Raw genomic sequence first — 14,294 nt, forward strand, 5'->3', positions numbered from 1 at the left:
ACACTCATTTTTTATTATGTAGTAAAGTAAGCAAAAAGGGAGAGTTTCTATGAGAGTAGTTGGAATTGACCTATCAGGGCCTAGCAATCATAAAGATACAGTTCTTACGGTATTTGAACAAAAGGAATCTCATCTACATTTTATTAAGTGGAAGAGTAATGTAAGTGATCAGGAGATATTAACAGAAATTTATGAGCAAGGTCAACTAGATGAGGTTGTAATTGGAATCGACGCGCCACTTTCTTATGAAGACGGGGGCGGAGATAGGGAAGGTGACCGTCTGCTAAGAAAGTTTATTGTATCGTTAGGAATGAAACCGGGATCAATCATGCCACCTACCTTAAATAAAATGGTATATTTAACATTAAGAGGGATTAAGCTTAGTAGAGAAATAGAGAGCTTAAACACCACATACCCAATTTCTATAGTGGAAGTACATCCAGGTGCCGTTATTGGATCTAGACTATTAAAACAAGAACTGGAATATGCTTTGAACTATAAGCATGAACAAGCAAAGCTGGCTAGAGAATTTATTCGGGATTGGTTGGCTGAGCAGGAACTAAGACAGCTTCCTATTGAGATAGATGCCAAAAGCCATTCTATTGATGCATGTGCAGCTGCATTGGGTGCTTGGCATTGGAAGGATCTATCATATAAGCCTAAGTGGATATATCCAGCTCATCCTCCTCTTCATCCCTATGATTATTGCTGCTGATAAGACTAATTTTTAAATTTGGATGCACCCATTTAAATAAGGGTGTTTTTTATTTGAAAAAGGGTGGATATAGTCTTCAGATAAGAAACATTGAACAAGCTCAATTACCTTTACTACTACTAAATATGGTATATGCAACCTAGAAATCTACATATGTATATATAAGATTACATACCTAATACAAGGCAGGTGCATCCATGGATCAATCACCAAGAACGAACAAAAAAGTGGACGGTAATAGTAAAAATGAGCAACTTGAGCAATATCGAATTAAAAATACAGGTAAGAATATAACAACGAACGAGGGATTAAAGGTTGCAAATAATCATGCGACTCTTAAGGCAGGAGAACGTGGTCCTGTGTTAATGCAGGATTTTCATTTTTTTCAAAAACAAATGCACTTTGATACTGAACGGATTCCAGAGAGAGTGGTTCATGCAAGGGGATCTGGGGCACACGGTGAATTTCAATTATATAAGTCAATGAGAAAGTATACGAAGGCTGGATTTTTACAAGAGCCAGGTTCGACCGTGCCAGTATTTGCTCGGTTCTCTACGGTACAAGGTGGAAGAGGGTCAAAAGATACCGCAAGAGATATCCGTGGGTTCGCTGTGAAATTCTATACGGATGAAGGTAATTATGATTTGTTAGGACTTCAATTTCCGATATTTGTTCTTCATGATGCGTTTAAGTTTGTCGACTCTCAGCATGCACTTAAGCCAGAACCACATCATGAAATGCCGACTGCATCTGCTGCCCACGATAATTTCTGGGATTTTGTTGCAAATAACCAAGAGTCTGCTCATTTCGTAATGTGGGCCATGTCAGATCGAGCGATTCCAAGAAGCTATCGTATGATGGAAGGATTCGCGATTAATACGTTTCGGTTTGTGAATGAAGAAGGAAAAGCGAACTTTGTGAAGTTCCACTGGAAACCTATTCTAGGTGTCCACTCACTCTTAATGGAAGAAGCCCAATATATTGGGGGTATAGATCCTGATTACCATAGACGAGATTTATGGAACGCCATTGATCGAGGGGCGTACCCAGTTTTTGAATTAGGCGTACAAATGATTGCTGAAGAAGATCAATATAAGCATGATTTTGATGTTCTAGATCCTACGAAAGTGTGGCCTGAAGAAATTGTACCGGTAGAAATAATCGGGAAGATGACATTAAATAAAAATGTTGATAACTTCTTTGCTGAAACAGAACAAGTAGCATTTGATGTAACGAACCTAGTGCCAGGCATTGACTTTACGGATGATCCGATTTTACAGGGAAGAACCTTTACTTATAAAATTTCACAACAACATAGACTGGGTGGCTCCAACTATCAAGAGATTCCTATTAACCAATCAATCTGTCCTTTTCACAATAATCAACGCCAAGGCTTCAAAAGACATCGAATTGATGTAGATCAAGTTAACTATTTTGAGAACTCAATCGCTAATAATACACCAGGACCAACTAGACCAGAGGAAGGTGGGTATGTCCATTATCCTGAAAAGGTAGAAGGGTATAAGGTGAAGGCGATCAGTGATTCGTTCAAAGACTTCTTTTCCCATGCACGATTATTTTGGAACAGTCTATCTCCAGTGGAGAAGCAGCACGTGATAGAAGCATTTAGCTTTGAACTTGCCAAAGTAGAAAGTGTATCTGTGCGTCAACAAGTGGTTGATATGTATGTAAATGTTGATAAAGAGATGGCAACCACGATTGCTGAAAATGTTGGAGTGAATCCGCCAACAGGACAGCATGTTCCTGTTACAGCCTCATCACCTGCACTTAGTCAAGCAAATACCCCGAGTTATCCATACTCTTTAAATGTGGGCGTCATCATAGGAAATGGGTTTAACGGGAAAGAGGTAAGAGGCGTAATGGAGGCGCTCAAGCAGAATGGTGTGTTTGTCCATGTTGTCAGTGAGAAGCTTGGTACGGTGGAAGGTGAAGATGGTACGACCATTAAGGTGGATAAGACGTTTCTCTCCACTCATAATGTGCTTCTAGATGCACTCTATATTGTGGGAGGCCGTGCAGAGAATCAACCAGCATTTGATCGGTATGTGGTTGACTTTATCAACGGAGCCTATAAACACTATAAGCCAATCGGTATTGCCACAACAGGTCATGCTTACATTCAACCATCTAATCAACATAATCTAGCTGGAGTGATTTTTGCTAGGAATAACCCTAATTATGAGAAAGACTTTGTTTCGGCTATTGCCGGGCGCAGATTTTGGGAGAGAGTATAGTAATGATTAAAGACCAAATCTTATATGATTTGGTTTTTCTAATGAAAAGGATAGTTAGTCATTCAAATCACGCGACTAAACCAACCCATATCTCGAATACACTATTGATAACACACTTCATTTCACTCAGAATGGAGGTGACAACATGTTTTCGGTAACAGAGATGCAGACGTTTGAGATATTTTCAATTCAACATATCGGTGCATTTTTGTTTTTTATCCTCGTATCTTTCTTACTTATTTTCTTTAGAAGTAGCCTTAAATCGCATCAGTCTAAAGTCAAATGGACATTGTTCAGCATATTGGTCATAAGTGAACTATCGTCACAGATATGGCTCATCACGACAAACCAATGGGAAATGGGTAGTTTACCGCTTCACCTATGTTCCATTAGTACATTTATTTGCATTTATTTATTTTTGAAGCCAAGTAAGAAAGCTTTTTATTTGTTGTATTTCACAGGTACATTACCAGCCATTTTAAGTATGGTTACGCCTGAATTGTTTTATCAATTTCCACATTATCGTTTTATTAAATACTTTCTGCATCATTCTGCCATTACTTGGTCTGTTTTATATTTCCTCTTCTATGAAGGCTATCGAGTACCGAGGAAAGCCATATGGACCGGCTTCTTACTACTCAATATCATTGCCCTTCCTATTTTTATGATTAATATTCTTCTAGATACAAATTTCTTCTACCTAGCTAATCCTACAGAATCCAAGACGATCTTATCTTTTTTCGGCTCTGGTATCATGTACTATGTAAATCTTGAAATAGCAGCAATAGTTGTATTTATTATTACCTATCTTCCAATGGGAGTATGGCTAAGAAAAGAGAAATCAGTGCTGTAAGATTTTATTGAACCTTTAACCATGGAATAGAACCAAAGAAGAAAGACCCCTCTATCTAGAAAAGGATAGAGGGGTAACTGTGTTTGTTAACCTAGAATGTTGCTTCAGTGGAAAAACTCAAAAGCTTAATTTTTGCTTGGCTAGTCGTTGTGATGTTCTAAGACTAAGTAATCATTTGCTTATAGATAATCTCAATAACTCAAATAGGCTCAATAGGACAAAAACCTATACATATACTACTGTTGAGTAGAAAATGAGGTGATGAAATATGAGTAATAGACATGATGTTGATGGGACAGAGAAATGTAATCAGCCTTTTTGTGCCCATACAACAGATGTTGCTCCCTTATTTGTAGCGGAAGCTTATGACAATGTAGAGAAGAGTATAAAGCAGATTAGTCTAGAAGATTATCGTGGTAAATGGGTGATATTATTTTTCTATCCAAGTGATTTTACGTTTGTTTGACCTACAGAATTGGCAGCGGTCGCTGCTAGTTATGAGCAGTTTAAAGAATTAAATACAGAAGTGTTAGCAATTAGTACAGATAGTGTATTCTCTCATAAAGTGTTTACAGAAACATCCTCACTAGTTAAGAATGTGACATATCCACTATTAAGTGACCGGACACATAAGATTAGTAGGGCATATCGTGTATTAAATGAGAAGGTAGGAGCTGCTTACAGAGCAACCATAATCATAAATCCAGAGGGAATCATTGAATTACGTAACGTTTATCCACTAGAAGTAGGACGGAATATTTTTGAAATCATAAGAGTCCTTCAAGGGATTCAGTATGAAAGAGAAACGGGTGAAGTCGTGCCTGCTAATTGGGTTCCTGGTCAACGCTGGATTAGTAGGGATTCGCGGTATATAGGAAAGATATAAGTTTTATAAATGAAGTCGGGTTTTCTGCTTTACCATGCAGTAACCTGGCTTTTTTTAAAACAATTTGTAAAGGAATGAATGAATAATCGCTAAAAATAAGTTTAAAATCTTAAAATTAGTGAATATAACAATATAGCTAATAACTAGGGGGATTCTATGAATCAATTAACAGACAAGCAATTAATGGAGGCATATCTGGAGGCAATCAATCTGGACTTGGAAGAAGAGTTTATTAATACTCTAAAAAGCGAGATAAATCGAAGATGTATAAATAAAAAATCTCAGGAAGAGTTTTCTGGCCTTTATTTATTAATTAGAAATAAATAGAGACCAGAAACATGTATCAACCATGAACTAAATTATCTTTTTATAAATAGTTGGGCCCAGTAGTTTCCATCTGTTACATACCCTACTCCTAAGTGAGTCATATCTGGATGTAATATATTATCACGGTATTCTGTGTGATTCATCCATGCATCCACTACTTCTCTTGGTGTTTGTGGGCCGTACGCTATATTTTCTGCAGCCGTTTGAAAGGTTATGCCTAAGCTACGGAGCATTTGGAAGGGAGTCCCATATTGCGTTGATTGATATGATAGTTCATGATTGGCTGACATATCCTCTGCCTTAAGCTGTGCAGCTTTTTGTAAATCAATATCTGTAGTTAAACTGGGTAATCCATGTCTTCTTCTTTCTTCATTCGTTAGGTCAATGACATCTGCAATAAAAAAGTCGCTCATTGGATTTGGTTCCAGTGTATCACCAAGCCCCCTCGAACTACCATTGCCTACATTTCTAACGGTTCCAACTTGTTGTAACCGGCTATTGTTGGATTGACCAGGCTGATAGTTAACATTATTCCCTGTAATAAGGTTCTCACTTGTTGCTGATTCCTCATTTGCAACGCCATTACAACCTGTAAGGCTCCATATCAAAAACATAAAAAATGCGATTTTCTTCATGACAAAATCCTCCTAAATATTACTCTCGTTTATGTACATTTTTAGCAATTACCCATTTTTTATCCGAATCGTGATGGAAAACGTGAATATTATTTCTGTGAAGTAAAGTGATGTACAAAGTAGCTAGTTAATGACCCAGCTACAGCGCTAGCCAGAATATCTGAAGGATAATGATGGCCTGTCCAAATTCTAGAGAGACCCGTTAAAATAGAAAGACCTGTCATGACCAATCCAACTGTTCGTTCGTAGAATAAGATGATGGTTGAGACCGTAAACACAAGTAAAGTGTGTTTGCTTGGAAAAGAAGAATCCTTCTTTGATGGAATTAGAATGCCAACCTTTCTTTTAATAAAAGGTCTAGGTCTGTAGTAAAACAATTTAATCGTAGTATTCATGAAGAGGGAAATCAGCAATGAGATAAAGGCTTCGGTGGTTAATCTTTTCCCGTAACCTTTTTTTATAAGCATGAAAAGAACGATGAAAAAATAGATGTAACGTGCTCTATTGGATATAAGAATCATGAGAACATCTAGTAATGTAGAACGTCCTGATAGTTTTTGAATTCCACGAAATAGTTTGACATCCATTGAAAATCCTCCTGATCTTAAAAATCTTCACTATTAGTTTCTCGTAAAAGTTTATTCTCATACTAAAAGGCTGTTTTCGTATAGATAGTTGCTCTTTTCTAAGCTTTAAATAGTCAGTTTAATCATATTGAATATGGCGAAATTGCTTAAATATAAGATTGAAAAGCAACAAAGTTTTAGAAAAGAGCCTACTAAAAAGGATAGTTCCTCTGCTTTCATAGCAGAGATACCATCCTGTCATCGATAGATACTTGAAAGATCATGACGAGAAAACTTTAGTGAAAGGATCTCCAGAACTCACCTTGTTTGTTAAGAATGTCTGAAATCTCTTTGTAATAAATTTTAAATGTTGGGAATCCTGCAGCATAAGGAGCAATTTCGTAAGGGGCAAAGTATAGATATAGTGCATCGCTAGATACATAGAAGGGTTGATCCTTGCTAATCCCCTTATAGGCATCGGGAAACACATAAGAATAGGTTGGATCATTTTTAATTTGATTTCCGATAATATCGCTTAATACTTTGATATATTCCTGATTATTTTTAAACAAATCTTCTAGTTGATAGAATTTTCCAGTCTTTAAGTTAATATGAGGATAATTCTTAAATGGCATACCGTGGGCAGCGCCAATTGGGTATTGATAGGCTTCAAGTTTTAGTACGAGGAGGATTCCTTTAAAAAACTCCACATTAAAATCTGCTGAGTAGGTATAGTCCTGTAGTTCATCATTATCTATTTTTTGTTCTTGGGACATTTTCTTAAGTTGATCATTTACTTTTCTTTGGGTCGTTGTATTTGTCATTCCTTCAATTTGAGGATAATAGACAACATAGTCTTCTCGGGGATTATATTTCTTTTCTTTCACAAGGTAATGTCGATTCAACGGAATGACCGAGTTCTGTTTCCAAATTTCTTTTCCTTCGCGGGAATAGTAAGAAACGCGTTGGTTGATCGTCGCTTTTATAAGGTCGCCTTCAAAAGCTAATGTACCTGAGCCCTTTAATACGGGAAGCCCGGTTGCCTGACGACCGTCCTTGTTAATAAAGAATGTCCTTTTGCTGTCGCTTGCTGACGCGACATTCTCTTCAAAAGGTAATACAGATGTATAGATAAAGTCTGTTAGCAATCTCCCAACATTGTCAGCAATTGCGTAGTATGAACCTTTGTATGGCTCTTCTTCCTTTATGGCTTTGCCTAAAGCAACTCTCGTTTCTCCTAGTAGTTGGATATCATTATAGATAGGCTGAATGACCACGTTTCCTTTCGTGTCAATGAGGCCATAAGGATTACGATATTCTTCGGCGACAGTTATGATTGCCCGACGGTCTTTAAACGGTTGGATCCATGTATAACGTGGCGAAAGAATAACAGTCCCTTTTGTATCCATTACACCGACTTTTGCATCAAACTCGCTACTCTCCTTAAATGATAGTAGTCCCTCGCCAAGATTGGTGACGGTAGGGTAAGGATACGTATAGAGCACCTGACCACTTTGGTTGAGTAGAGCGGAAGTTTGATCATCCTTTTGTATAATAGCTTGCCCGTTTAGAAAGTCACTTGCTGAAAGAAAAGAAGCAGGTATAATTTCGTTTCCTTCTAAATCTAGGTAACCATAAAGTAGTTGATTATTCTCATTTAATGAAAAAAGAGCACGTTTGTCTTGGTAAGATCCAATAAAGGAATAAGGCTTTGTCGTCAGAATTTTTCCCTGCTCATTTATGACGTGATACCCATCATAATCCAACACAACCGCTCTACCCTCAGAGAATTCACTGATGGAAAGGAATTGTGGTTTCACCACGTACTTTCCTCTTTCATTTATAATCCCATACTTGTTATATCTTTCGACTACGGCAAGGCCGTTCTCTTGAAAATCCATCGCATAATCAAACAAAGGTTTTGACACTAACTCCCCCTTCTTATTGATATAACCCCATTTGGTACCATCTAAGGTCTTCAGCGAAGCAGGATAAAGATTGATTGTAGTGTGAGTCATTTATACTCTCCTCTGAACCGTATTTTTATTAGTATATAGGAATTACTGGAGGGTGTGCCTAGATAGCCAATTCAGAGAAAAACTTCTATATGGCAAAAAGAAAGAACCCCTAAGGATTCTTTCTAGTAGGTTAATTATTAGTTTCGGCGATCATCAAACCAGCCAATTAAATGCTGTAAACGCTCTAAGCGATGCTTCGGTTTGCCAGAACGTGACAGATCATGGTTTTCATCCGGGAAGCGAACTAGCTTTGTTTCCACACCTAAACGTTTAAGGGCGATATACCATTGTTCAGCTTGCTCCATTGGACAGCGTAAATCCTGTTCACTGTGCAAAATCAGTGTAGGTGTCTTTACGTTGCGTGCATAGGTGAGTGGTGAAAGTTTTAACAGTTTTTCAACATCGTCCCATAGATCGGCATGATCGTGTTGCCATTCTGTAAAGAAGAAGCCAATATCACTTGTTCCGTAGAAGCTGTGCCAGTTACAAATACTACGTTGTGTAACAGCCGCTTTAAATCGATCAGTACGAGTTACTATCACGTTCGTCATATATCCGCCGTAGCTTCCACCAGTCACAAATAATTGGTCAGTATCGATGTAGGTAAAGTTAGCTAATGCATAATCCACGCCTGCCATAATATCTTCATAGTCCATTCCACCGTAATCACCGATGACAGCATTTACGAAGTCATGACCGTATCCGTGGCTTCCTCTTGGATTGGTGTAAAGGACGACATATCCTTTTGAAGCCATTAACTGCATTTCATGGTGGAGTCCATTTCCGTAGGCAGTTGCAGGACCACCATGGATTTGAAGTATCATTGGGTATTTTTTACCTTCTTCATAGCCATAAGGCTTCATAATCCAGCCTTCAACATTCCATCCATCTGTGCTCTTGTAGTGGAAGTTTTCAGGTGTGCTTAAATGGACGTCATTATATAGTTCTTCATTCCAAGCAGTAAGGACCTCAACATTTGCTACATTATTTAAATCTTGAATGACTAAGTCCCCGACAGAATGAGGAGTAGAAAGTACAAGAACTGCTTGATCATCACTTACGATGTCATAAGAATTTAGAGATGCTACTGCTTGGGACAGTGCAGTAGATACTTCACCATCTATGTTCACTTTGAATAATTGACAATCTCCACCAACTGTAGCACTGAAATAGATGGTAGAGCTTGAAGAGTCCCAGATTAAACGAAGCTCAGCGGTTTCATACTTCGCATCTACCCCTACCAGGTTTCCTACAGTGTAGTCAAAGCTTTCTGTAAGGTTCTTTAACTCTCCGGTTTCAAGAGAAAATAGAAGAACATTTGCATTTCCTTGACTTCTTTCCCCACGAGTGTGACCTGCAACAGCTAACCATTTACCATCAGGTGATATAGAAGGTGAGTTTAGATACCCATTTCCTTGATAGAAAAGAGATTCTTCTTTTGACTCAATATCATATTTCCAAATGCAAGGTAGGTAGCCCCACTCTTTATCTTCTGCCTTTGTACCTACATAAAATAAGCTCTTACCATCTGGAGAGAAACGTGGTTGCCCAAAGTCATGGTCTCCTTCCGTTACTTTTGTAAAAGCTTTTGTAGCTACATTAAATAAATAAACGTGCTTACGATCTTCGTTATAAATACCAACTCCGTCTCCTTTATAACGAAGTCTTGTGATGACCTTTACATCACTTTTTTCCTCTTTCTTTTCTTCCTTATCGGTGGAAAGCTTTAATTCACCATTCACGGTAACAGCAAGCTGGCTTCCATCTGGAGACCAAGCGAATTCTCCCACACCTTGTTTCACATCCGTTAGTTGAACCGCCTCACCACCATCAGTATGTAATAACCAAACTTGATTTTTTCCAGTACGATTTGAGCGGAATGCAAGTGCTTTTCCATCTGGTGACCACTGAGGAGCCACATCTTTCACTAGGTTTTCTTTTGAATAATGAGAAGTGAACTTTCTTCCTTCACCTTTTAGATCTGAAACATAAATATAAGAAAAGTATCCATCTTTTTCTTGATCAACATGAGTTAACACATAGGCAACTTTGTCTTTGCTTGGAGACAATTGAGGATCTCCCACATACTTAAATTTATTAAGATCTTCAGCAGTAATAGGACGTTTTGTCATGATACATTCCTCCAATTTATCAATCTATAAAGTTATCTTAACATTTCGGTAAACGAAATAAAACTGCAGTTTTTAAAAATTAAAATTTTCAGACTAGATTATGGTTTCTTTGGAGGATTTGCTTTGAAATACTTATAGATTAATGTAATGCAAAAACCTATAATTAGTAAAAATGGTGTTAGCGGGAGGGGCGTAATAAATGTATATATTTATCATCAATCGAATAGCTGGCGGCGGAAGAGCTGTGCAAGTATTTAATATGATTAAAAATCACCCCCTCTATCATCAAGTAAAGTGTAGAAGTTATGTAACGGAATATGAAGGACATGCCGAGAAGCTAGCTCAACAAGTAGCTTCCATCTATTCTGAATCCATTACTTGTTTTGTTGTAATTGGTGGGGATGGAACCGTTCATGAATGTGTAAATGGTTTAAAGCACTTCCCTACCATTCCGATTTCCTGTATTGCTGCTGGTTCTGGAAACGATTTTGTAAGAGGGTATGGACTAAGCGGTGATCCAGTTGAAGTGTTTAGAAGAATTGTAGAGCACCACAATAAAGATTACTGGCCAGGGAACTTTTGGACGGACTCTAAACGTGAACGAAATAGAAGACTTTTTGTTAATAGCATCAGCTTTGGGTTTGACGCTGAAATCACCCAAACTGCTAATCACTCAACTTATAAAAAAAGGTTAAACAAGTGGAAGATAGGGTCTATTAGTTATGTAATTGCCTTGTTTCAAGTATTAAGAAGGTATAAACCTTTAACCGTAGAATTGGAGATTGACGGGAAGAGGCAGCTTTTTGAAAATGTGTTAATGGTGACAATCTCGAATCAGCCTTATTACGGTGGCGGTATGAAAATAAATCCAAGTGCTAGAATTAGACCAGTTTCTCTTTCGACTCTAATTATCAAAAATTTATCTGCATGGAAAATTCCCTTTTTGTTTGTTTCAGTATTCTTTGGATGGCATGTTCATCTAAAAGAGGTGAGCGTAATGCAAGGAAATAAAATAAAGCTAGAGTCAAAGAACACGATTGTCTATCAAGTAGATGGTCAAACAGGGAAATGCGAGATTTGCCAAGTTTCAAAAGAGGAACAAGCAAGAAATATAAGGGGAGGCAAATAAATAGTAGCCACCTTACTTCTAATCCTTTTCCGCTCGGGAAAAAAATTTCCTTGCGCCAAAATGGTTTTCATAGATTTCTTAACGTTTAAAATACGGATCTTATCCTATCAGATTAGACTCGGGATTAAGATACAAAGCAACAAAGTTTTAGGAAAGACCCATACAAAAAACCATTCTATCAAGGAATAGAATGGTTTTTCTGTATATTTATTATAATTTTGCATTTTCTGTCGTGCTCTCTCTAATAACAAGATCATGGATTACATTAAGATGGGAAACTACATCCTCCTGTTCACCTTTACATAATTTAATTAAGTTACGTGTTGCAGTCATCCCAATTTCAACGGCCGAATATTGTATCGTACTTAGCCTAGGGCGAACTAGCCTTGATAATTCTATACTATCAAAACCAAAGACGGATATATCTTCAGGAACACGGTATCCTTGGTCTTGCAAATATGTCATTGCACCGATTGCGATGTTGTCAGTAGAACAAAAAACAGCGGTGGGCATAGACTGTTGTTCTAGTATGGCTGCCATCGCTTTCTTACCGCCCTCAATAGATAGCTCGCTATCTAAGACCCATTCTTCCTGAATGTTTAATCCTGCATCTAATAATGCTTTTTCATATCCTTTATAGCGGTCTTCACGAACTGATTGTCCGGTTGTACCTCGAATCATGGCTATATTTCGGTGACCACTTTGCAAAAGATAGGTCACCGCCTCGTAAGAAGCTGTAATGTTATCAACATGAACGGATGGGACAGATGGGTGGGTAGATACCTGCCCTATTAATACAACAGGTGTTAGGTTCTTGTTAATAATATCAATATGTTCTTGCTCCCATTGGTTCCCCATGAAAATCATGCCCTGTACACATAATTTGTTGCTAAATAGGTCAATATAATGTTGTTCACTTTCATTGGTTCCATCGGTTAATCCAATAACAGTGTCATAGCCGTATAATTTACATACCTTATTTATTCCCTGAATTAAGTCATCAAGTACAGTATTACTAAATTGAGGACAAATTACCCCAATTAATAGTTGATCGTGTGTATTTGATAAGGTTTGGGCAACATAAGGTAGATAGTTTGTTTCCTTTAAGACGTTTAAGACTCTTTTACGAAGATCTTCGTTCACATGTTTACTATTATTAATAACTCTAGAGACTGTTGAAGTAGAAACATCAGCCATTTTAGCGATCTCTTTTAGTGTTATTTTCATGACAATCACAACCTTGTTTAAAATGATAGTAACAAAATTTATGAAAGCGTTTATTTTTTTTAGTTGTTTTAGTTGACCTAGGAAATATTGTGTCATATAATCACATCATAGGCAAGAAAATTTCCTAGGATATAAAAAATAAAGGGGGATTACCTAAATGAACTTTATGAAAACGCTTAAAAAGACTGCTGCGTTCGGTATGGCTGGCGTATTAGCTCTATCATTAGCAGCATGTGCTGGAAACACTGAAGAGAAAACTACTGAATCAACGGACCCTAACTCAACAGAACCTGTAACAATCATCGTTACAAACGGTAAAGGGGAAATTGATGCGCAATTTAAAGAAGCAGCACAAGCATTCATGGATGCTAACCCTGATATCAATGTAGAAGTGAACTCAATTGCAGTTGGTGATAGCTTAAATGTTTTCGATAAATTAACCGCTTCAGGTAAAGTTGTTACATTAGCGATGTTTGAACCTTATGCAACTTTAAATAAATACAAAGATGTAGGAATTGACTTATCTAACGAGAAGTGGGTTGCTGAAACAGACTCTGCATTTAAAAATGCTGAAGGTCAAGTTGTTGGTTTCCCATTTGCAGTAGAAGGTATGGGTCTAGTTTACAATCAAAAAGTTGTTGAGCAGGCAGTTGGAGGCAGCTTCGATCCATTCTCAATTAACACAGTTGATAAGCTAAAGGAATTATTAGATAAGGTGAAGGCTTCTGGTGTTGAATATCCGGTTGCGTACCAAACAGAAGCGTGGTCTGTAGGTAACCACTATAGCTCATTATTCTTAAACCAAGAAGAAGATCCTAACACACTTGTTGATCAATTAAAGTCAGGATCAGCTGACCTTACTAAGAATGAAATGTGGAATGGTTACTATGACACATTATCATTGTTAACTTCTAAAGAATATAACCAATATGGTGAGCGTCCAATTGGACAATACTATGATTCTGCTCACGTTGCTGTTGGAAAAGGTGAATCAGCGTTCCTATTCAATGGAAACTGGGCATATGACTCACTTCAAGCAGTAGCTGGAGATAACTTTGGTTTTATGCCAGTTCCAGTAGATAACAATGCTGACAATCCACTAAACAGTAAGATTGCGGTTGGGCCTACTCAAGTAATGGTTATCAATAAAAAGGCTACTGAAGAACAACAAGAGGCAGCAAAGAAGTTTCTTGATTGGTTAGTATTTGATGAAGCAGGTCAAGATTTCCTTGTAAATAAAGCACAAATTATTTCTGCTTTCAAGAACAATCCAAATACTGTTACAAACCCACTTGGAGTAGCAATTGCTGATGCTATTGCAAATGGTAACACAATGCCTTTCAGCACGAACTATATTAGTGCTGGAGATTGGTCAAATAGTATTGGACCTGAAGTGCAAAAGCATATTGCAGGGCAACTAAGCAGAGAAGATCTTGCGAAAGTGTTCCAATCTTACTTTGAAGGTCTTGAGTAATAATAAATAGCAATAATTTAAACACCATATAGGTGGGCGAGTATATGTTTATAACTCGCCCACTTGTTTTAGCTTAT

Annotated in this window: 12 protein-coding genes; 7 read left to right on the forward strand and 5 right to left on the reverse strand. The window is 37.5% G+C overall.

What is annotated here, in order from left to right:
* Positions 1–49 precede the first annotated feature (49 nt).
* The 5 genes from LT143_RS10450 to sda all read left to right on the forward strand — a co-directional run bounded on the left by LT143_RS10450 (position 50) and on the right by sda (position 5,036).
* The gene (locus tag LT143_RS10450; RefSeq protein ID WP_246942923.1) at positions 50–715 is read left to right on the forward strand and encodes a DUF429 domain-containing protein; all 666 of its coding nucleotides are present in this window, start codon (positions 50–52) and stop codon (positions 713–715) included.
* A 197-nt stretch (positions 716–912) separates the two neighbouring features.
* Positions 913–2,970, forward strand: a complete 2,058-nt coding sequence (locus tag LT143_RS10455) for a catalase (RefSeq protein ID WP_246942924.1) — start codon at positions 913–915, stop codon at positions 2,968–2,970.
* A gap of 145 nt (positions 2,971–3,115) precedes the next feature.
* On the forward strand, positions 3,116–3,823 hold the full coding sequence (locus LT143_RS10460) for a YwaF family protein (protein ID WP_246942925.1): 708 nt from the start codon (positions 3,116–3,118) through the stop codon (positions 3,821–3,823).
* A gap of 268 nt (positions 3,824–4,091) precedes the next feature.
* Positions 4,092–4,709 (forward strand): peroxiredoxin, encoded by a 618-nt coding sequence (locus LT143_RS10465; protein ID WP_246942926.1) that lies wholly within the window; start codon positions 4,092–4,094, stop codon positions 4,707–4,709.
* A gap of 156 nt (positions 4,710–4,865) precedes the next feature.
* Positions 4,866–5,036, forward strand: coding sequence for a sporulation histidine kinase inhibitor Sda (sda, locus tag LT143_RS10470; protein WP_246942927.1), 171 nt, complete (start codon positions 4,866–4,868; stop codon positions 5,034–5,036).
* A 32-nt stretch (positions 5,037–5,068) separates the two neighbouring features.
* On the opposite strand, the gene LT143_RS10475 is transcribed toward sda, so the two are convergent.
* The 4 genes from LT143_RS10475 to LT143_RS10490 form a co-directional block, all read right to left on the reverse strand.
* Entirely contained in the window at positions 5,069–5,671 is a 603-nt protein-coding gene (locus LT143_RS10475) for a CAP domain-containing protein (RefSeq protein ID WP_246942928.1), read from the reverse strand.
* 89 nt (positions 5,672–5,760) lie between these two features.
* Positions 5,761–6,258, reverse strand: a complete 498-nt coding sequence (locus tag LT143_RS10480) for a phosphatase PAP2 family protein (RefSeq protein ID WP_246942929.1) — start codon at positions 6,256–6,258, stop codon at positions 5,761–5,763.
* 275 nt (positions 6,259–6,533) lie between these two features.
* Positions 6,534–8,255, reverse strand: a complete 1,722-nt coding sequence (locus LT143_RS10485; protein WP_246942930.1) for a WG repeat-containing protein — start codon at positions 8,253–8,255, stop codon at positions 6,534–6,536.
* A 137-nt stretch (positions 8,256–8,392) separates the two neighbouring features.
* Positions 8,393–10,387: a S9 family peptidase gene (locus LT143_RS10490; protein WP_246942931.1), complete on the reverse strand. Its 1,995-nt coding sequence runs from the start codon at positions 10,385–10,387 to the stop codon at positions 8,393–8,395.
* Positions 10,388–10,586: 199 nt separating this feature from the next.
* Here LT143_RS10490 and LT143_RS10495 point away from each other — a divergent pair, with 199 nt between their 5' ends.
* Complete coding sequence (locus tag LT143_RS10495) at positions 10,587–11,516, forward strand: diacylglycerol/lipid kinase family protein (RefSeq protein ID WP_246942932.1); 930 nt, start codon at positions 10,587–10,589, stop codon at positions 11,514–11,516.
* A gap of 210 nt (positions 11,517–11,726) precedes the next feature.
* Here the strand turns inward: LT143_RS10495 and LT143_RS10500 are convergent, their stop codons facing one another.
* A complete protein-coding gene (locus LT143_RS10500) occupies positions 11,727–12,743 on the reverse strand; it encodes a LacI family DNA-binding transcriptional regulator (RefSeq protein WP_246942933.1) in 1,017 nt (338 codons plus the stop codon).
* A gap of 157 nt (positions 12,744–12,900) precedes the next feature.
* On the opposite strand from LT143_RS10500, the gene LT143_RS10505 reads away from it, so the two are divergent.
* Positions 12,901–14,217: a sugar ABC transporter substrate-binding protein gene (locus tag LT143_RS10505; protein WP_246942934.1), complete on the forward strand. Its 1,317-nt coding sequence runs from the start codon at positions 12,901–12,903 to the stop codon at positions 14,215–14,217.
* The last annotated feature ends 77 nt before the right edge of the window (positions 14,218–14,294 follow it).

It is taken from the genome of Bacillus pinisoli, from assembly GCF_023036475.1.
In the GTDB taxonomy this organism is placed as follows: domain Bacteria; phylum Bacillota; class Bacilli; order Bacillales; family SA4; genus Bacillus_BS; species Bacillus_BS pinisoli.

What these genes read in the sequence shown, in the direction of transcription:
- LT143_RS10450 (WP_246942923.1), top strand. Translation starts at nt 50, where the DNA reads ATGAGAGTAGTTGGAATTGACCTATCAGGGCCTAGCAATCATAAAGAT.
- LT143_RS10455 (WP_246942924.1), top strand. Translation starts at nt 913, where the DNA reads ATGGATCAATCACCAAGAACGAACAAAAAAGTGGACGGTAATAGTAAA.
- LT143_RS10460 (WP_246942925.1), top strand. Translation starts at nt 3,116, where the DNA reads ATGTTTTCGGTAACAGAGATGCAGACGTTTGAGATATTTTCAATTCAA.
- sda (WP_246942927.1), top strand. Translation starts at nt 4,866, where the DNA reads ATGAATCAATTAACAGACAAGCAATTAATGGAGGCATATCTGGAGGCA.
- LT143_RS10475 (WP_246942928.1), bottom strand. Translation starts at nt 5,671, where the DNA reads ATGAAGAAAATCGCATTTTTTATGTTTTTGATATGGAGCCTTACAGGT.
- LT143_RS10480 (WP_246942929.1), bottom strand. Translation starts at nt 6,258, where the DNA reads ATGGATGTCAAACTATTTCGTGGAATTCAAAAACTATCAGGACGTTCT.
- LT143_RS10485 (WP_246942930.1), bottom strand. Translation starts at nt 8,255, where the DNA reads ATGACTCACACTACAATCAATCTTTATCCTGCTTCGCTGAAGACCTTA.
- LT143_RS10490 (WP_246942931.1), bottom strand. Translation starts at nt 10,387, where the DNA reads ATGACAAAACGTCCTATTACTGCTGAAGATCTTAATAAATTTAAGTAT.
- LT143_RS10495 (WP_246942932.1), top strand. Translation starts at nt 10,587, where the DNA reads ATGTATATATTTATCATCAATCGAATAGCTGGCGGCGGAAGAGCTGTG.
- LT143_RS10500 (WP_246942933.1), bottom strand. Translation starts at nt 12,743, where the DNA reads ATGAAAATAACACTAAAAGAGATCGCTAAAATGGCTGATGTTTCTACT.
- LT143_RS10505 (WP_246942934.1), top strand. Translation starts at nt 12,901, where the DNA reads ATGAACTTTATGAAAACGCTTAAAAAGACTGCTGCGTTCGGTATGGCT.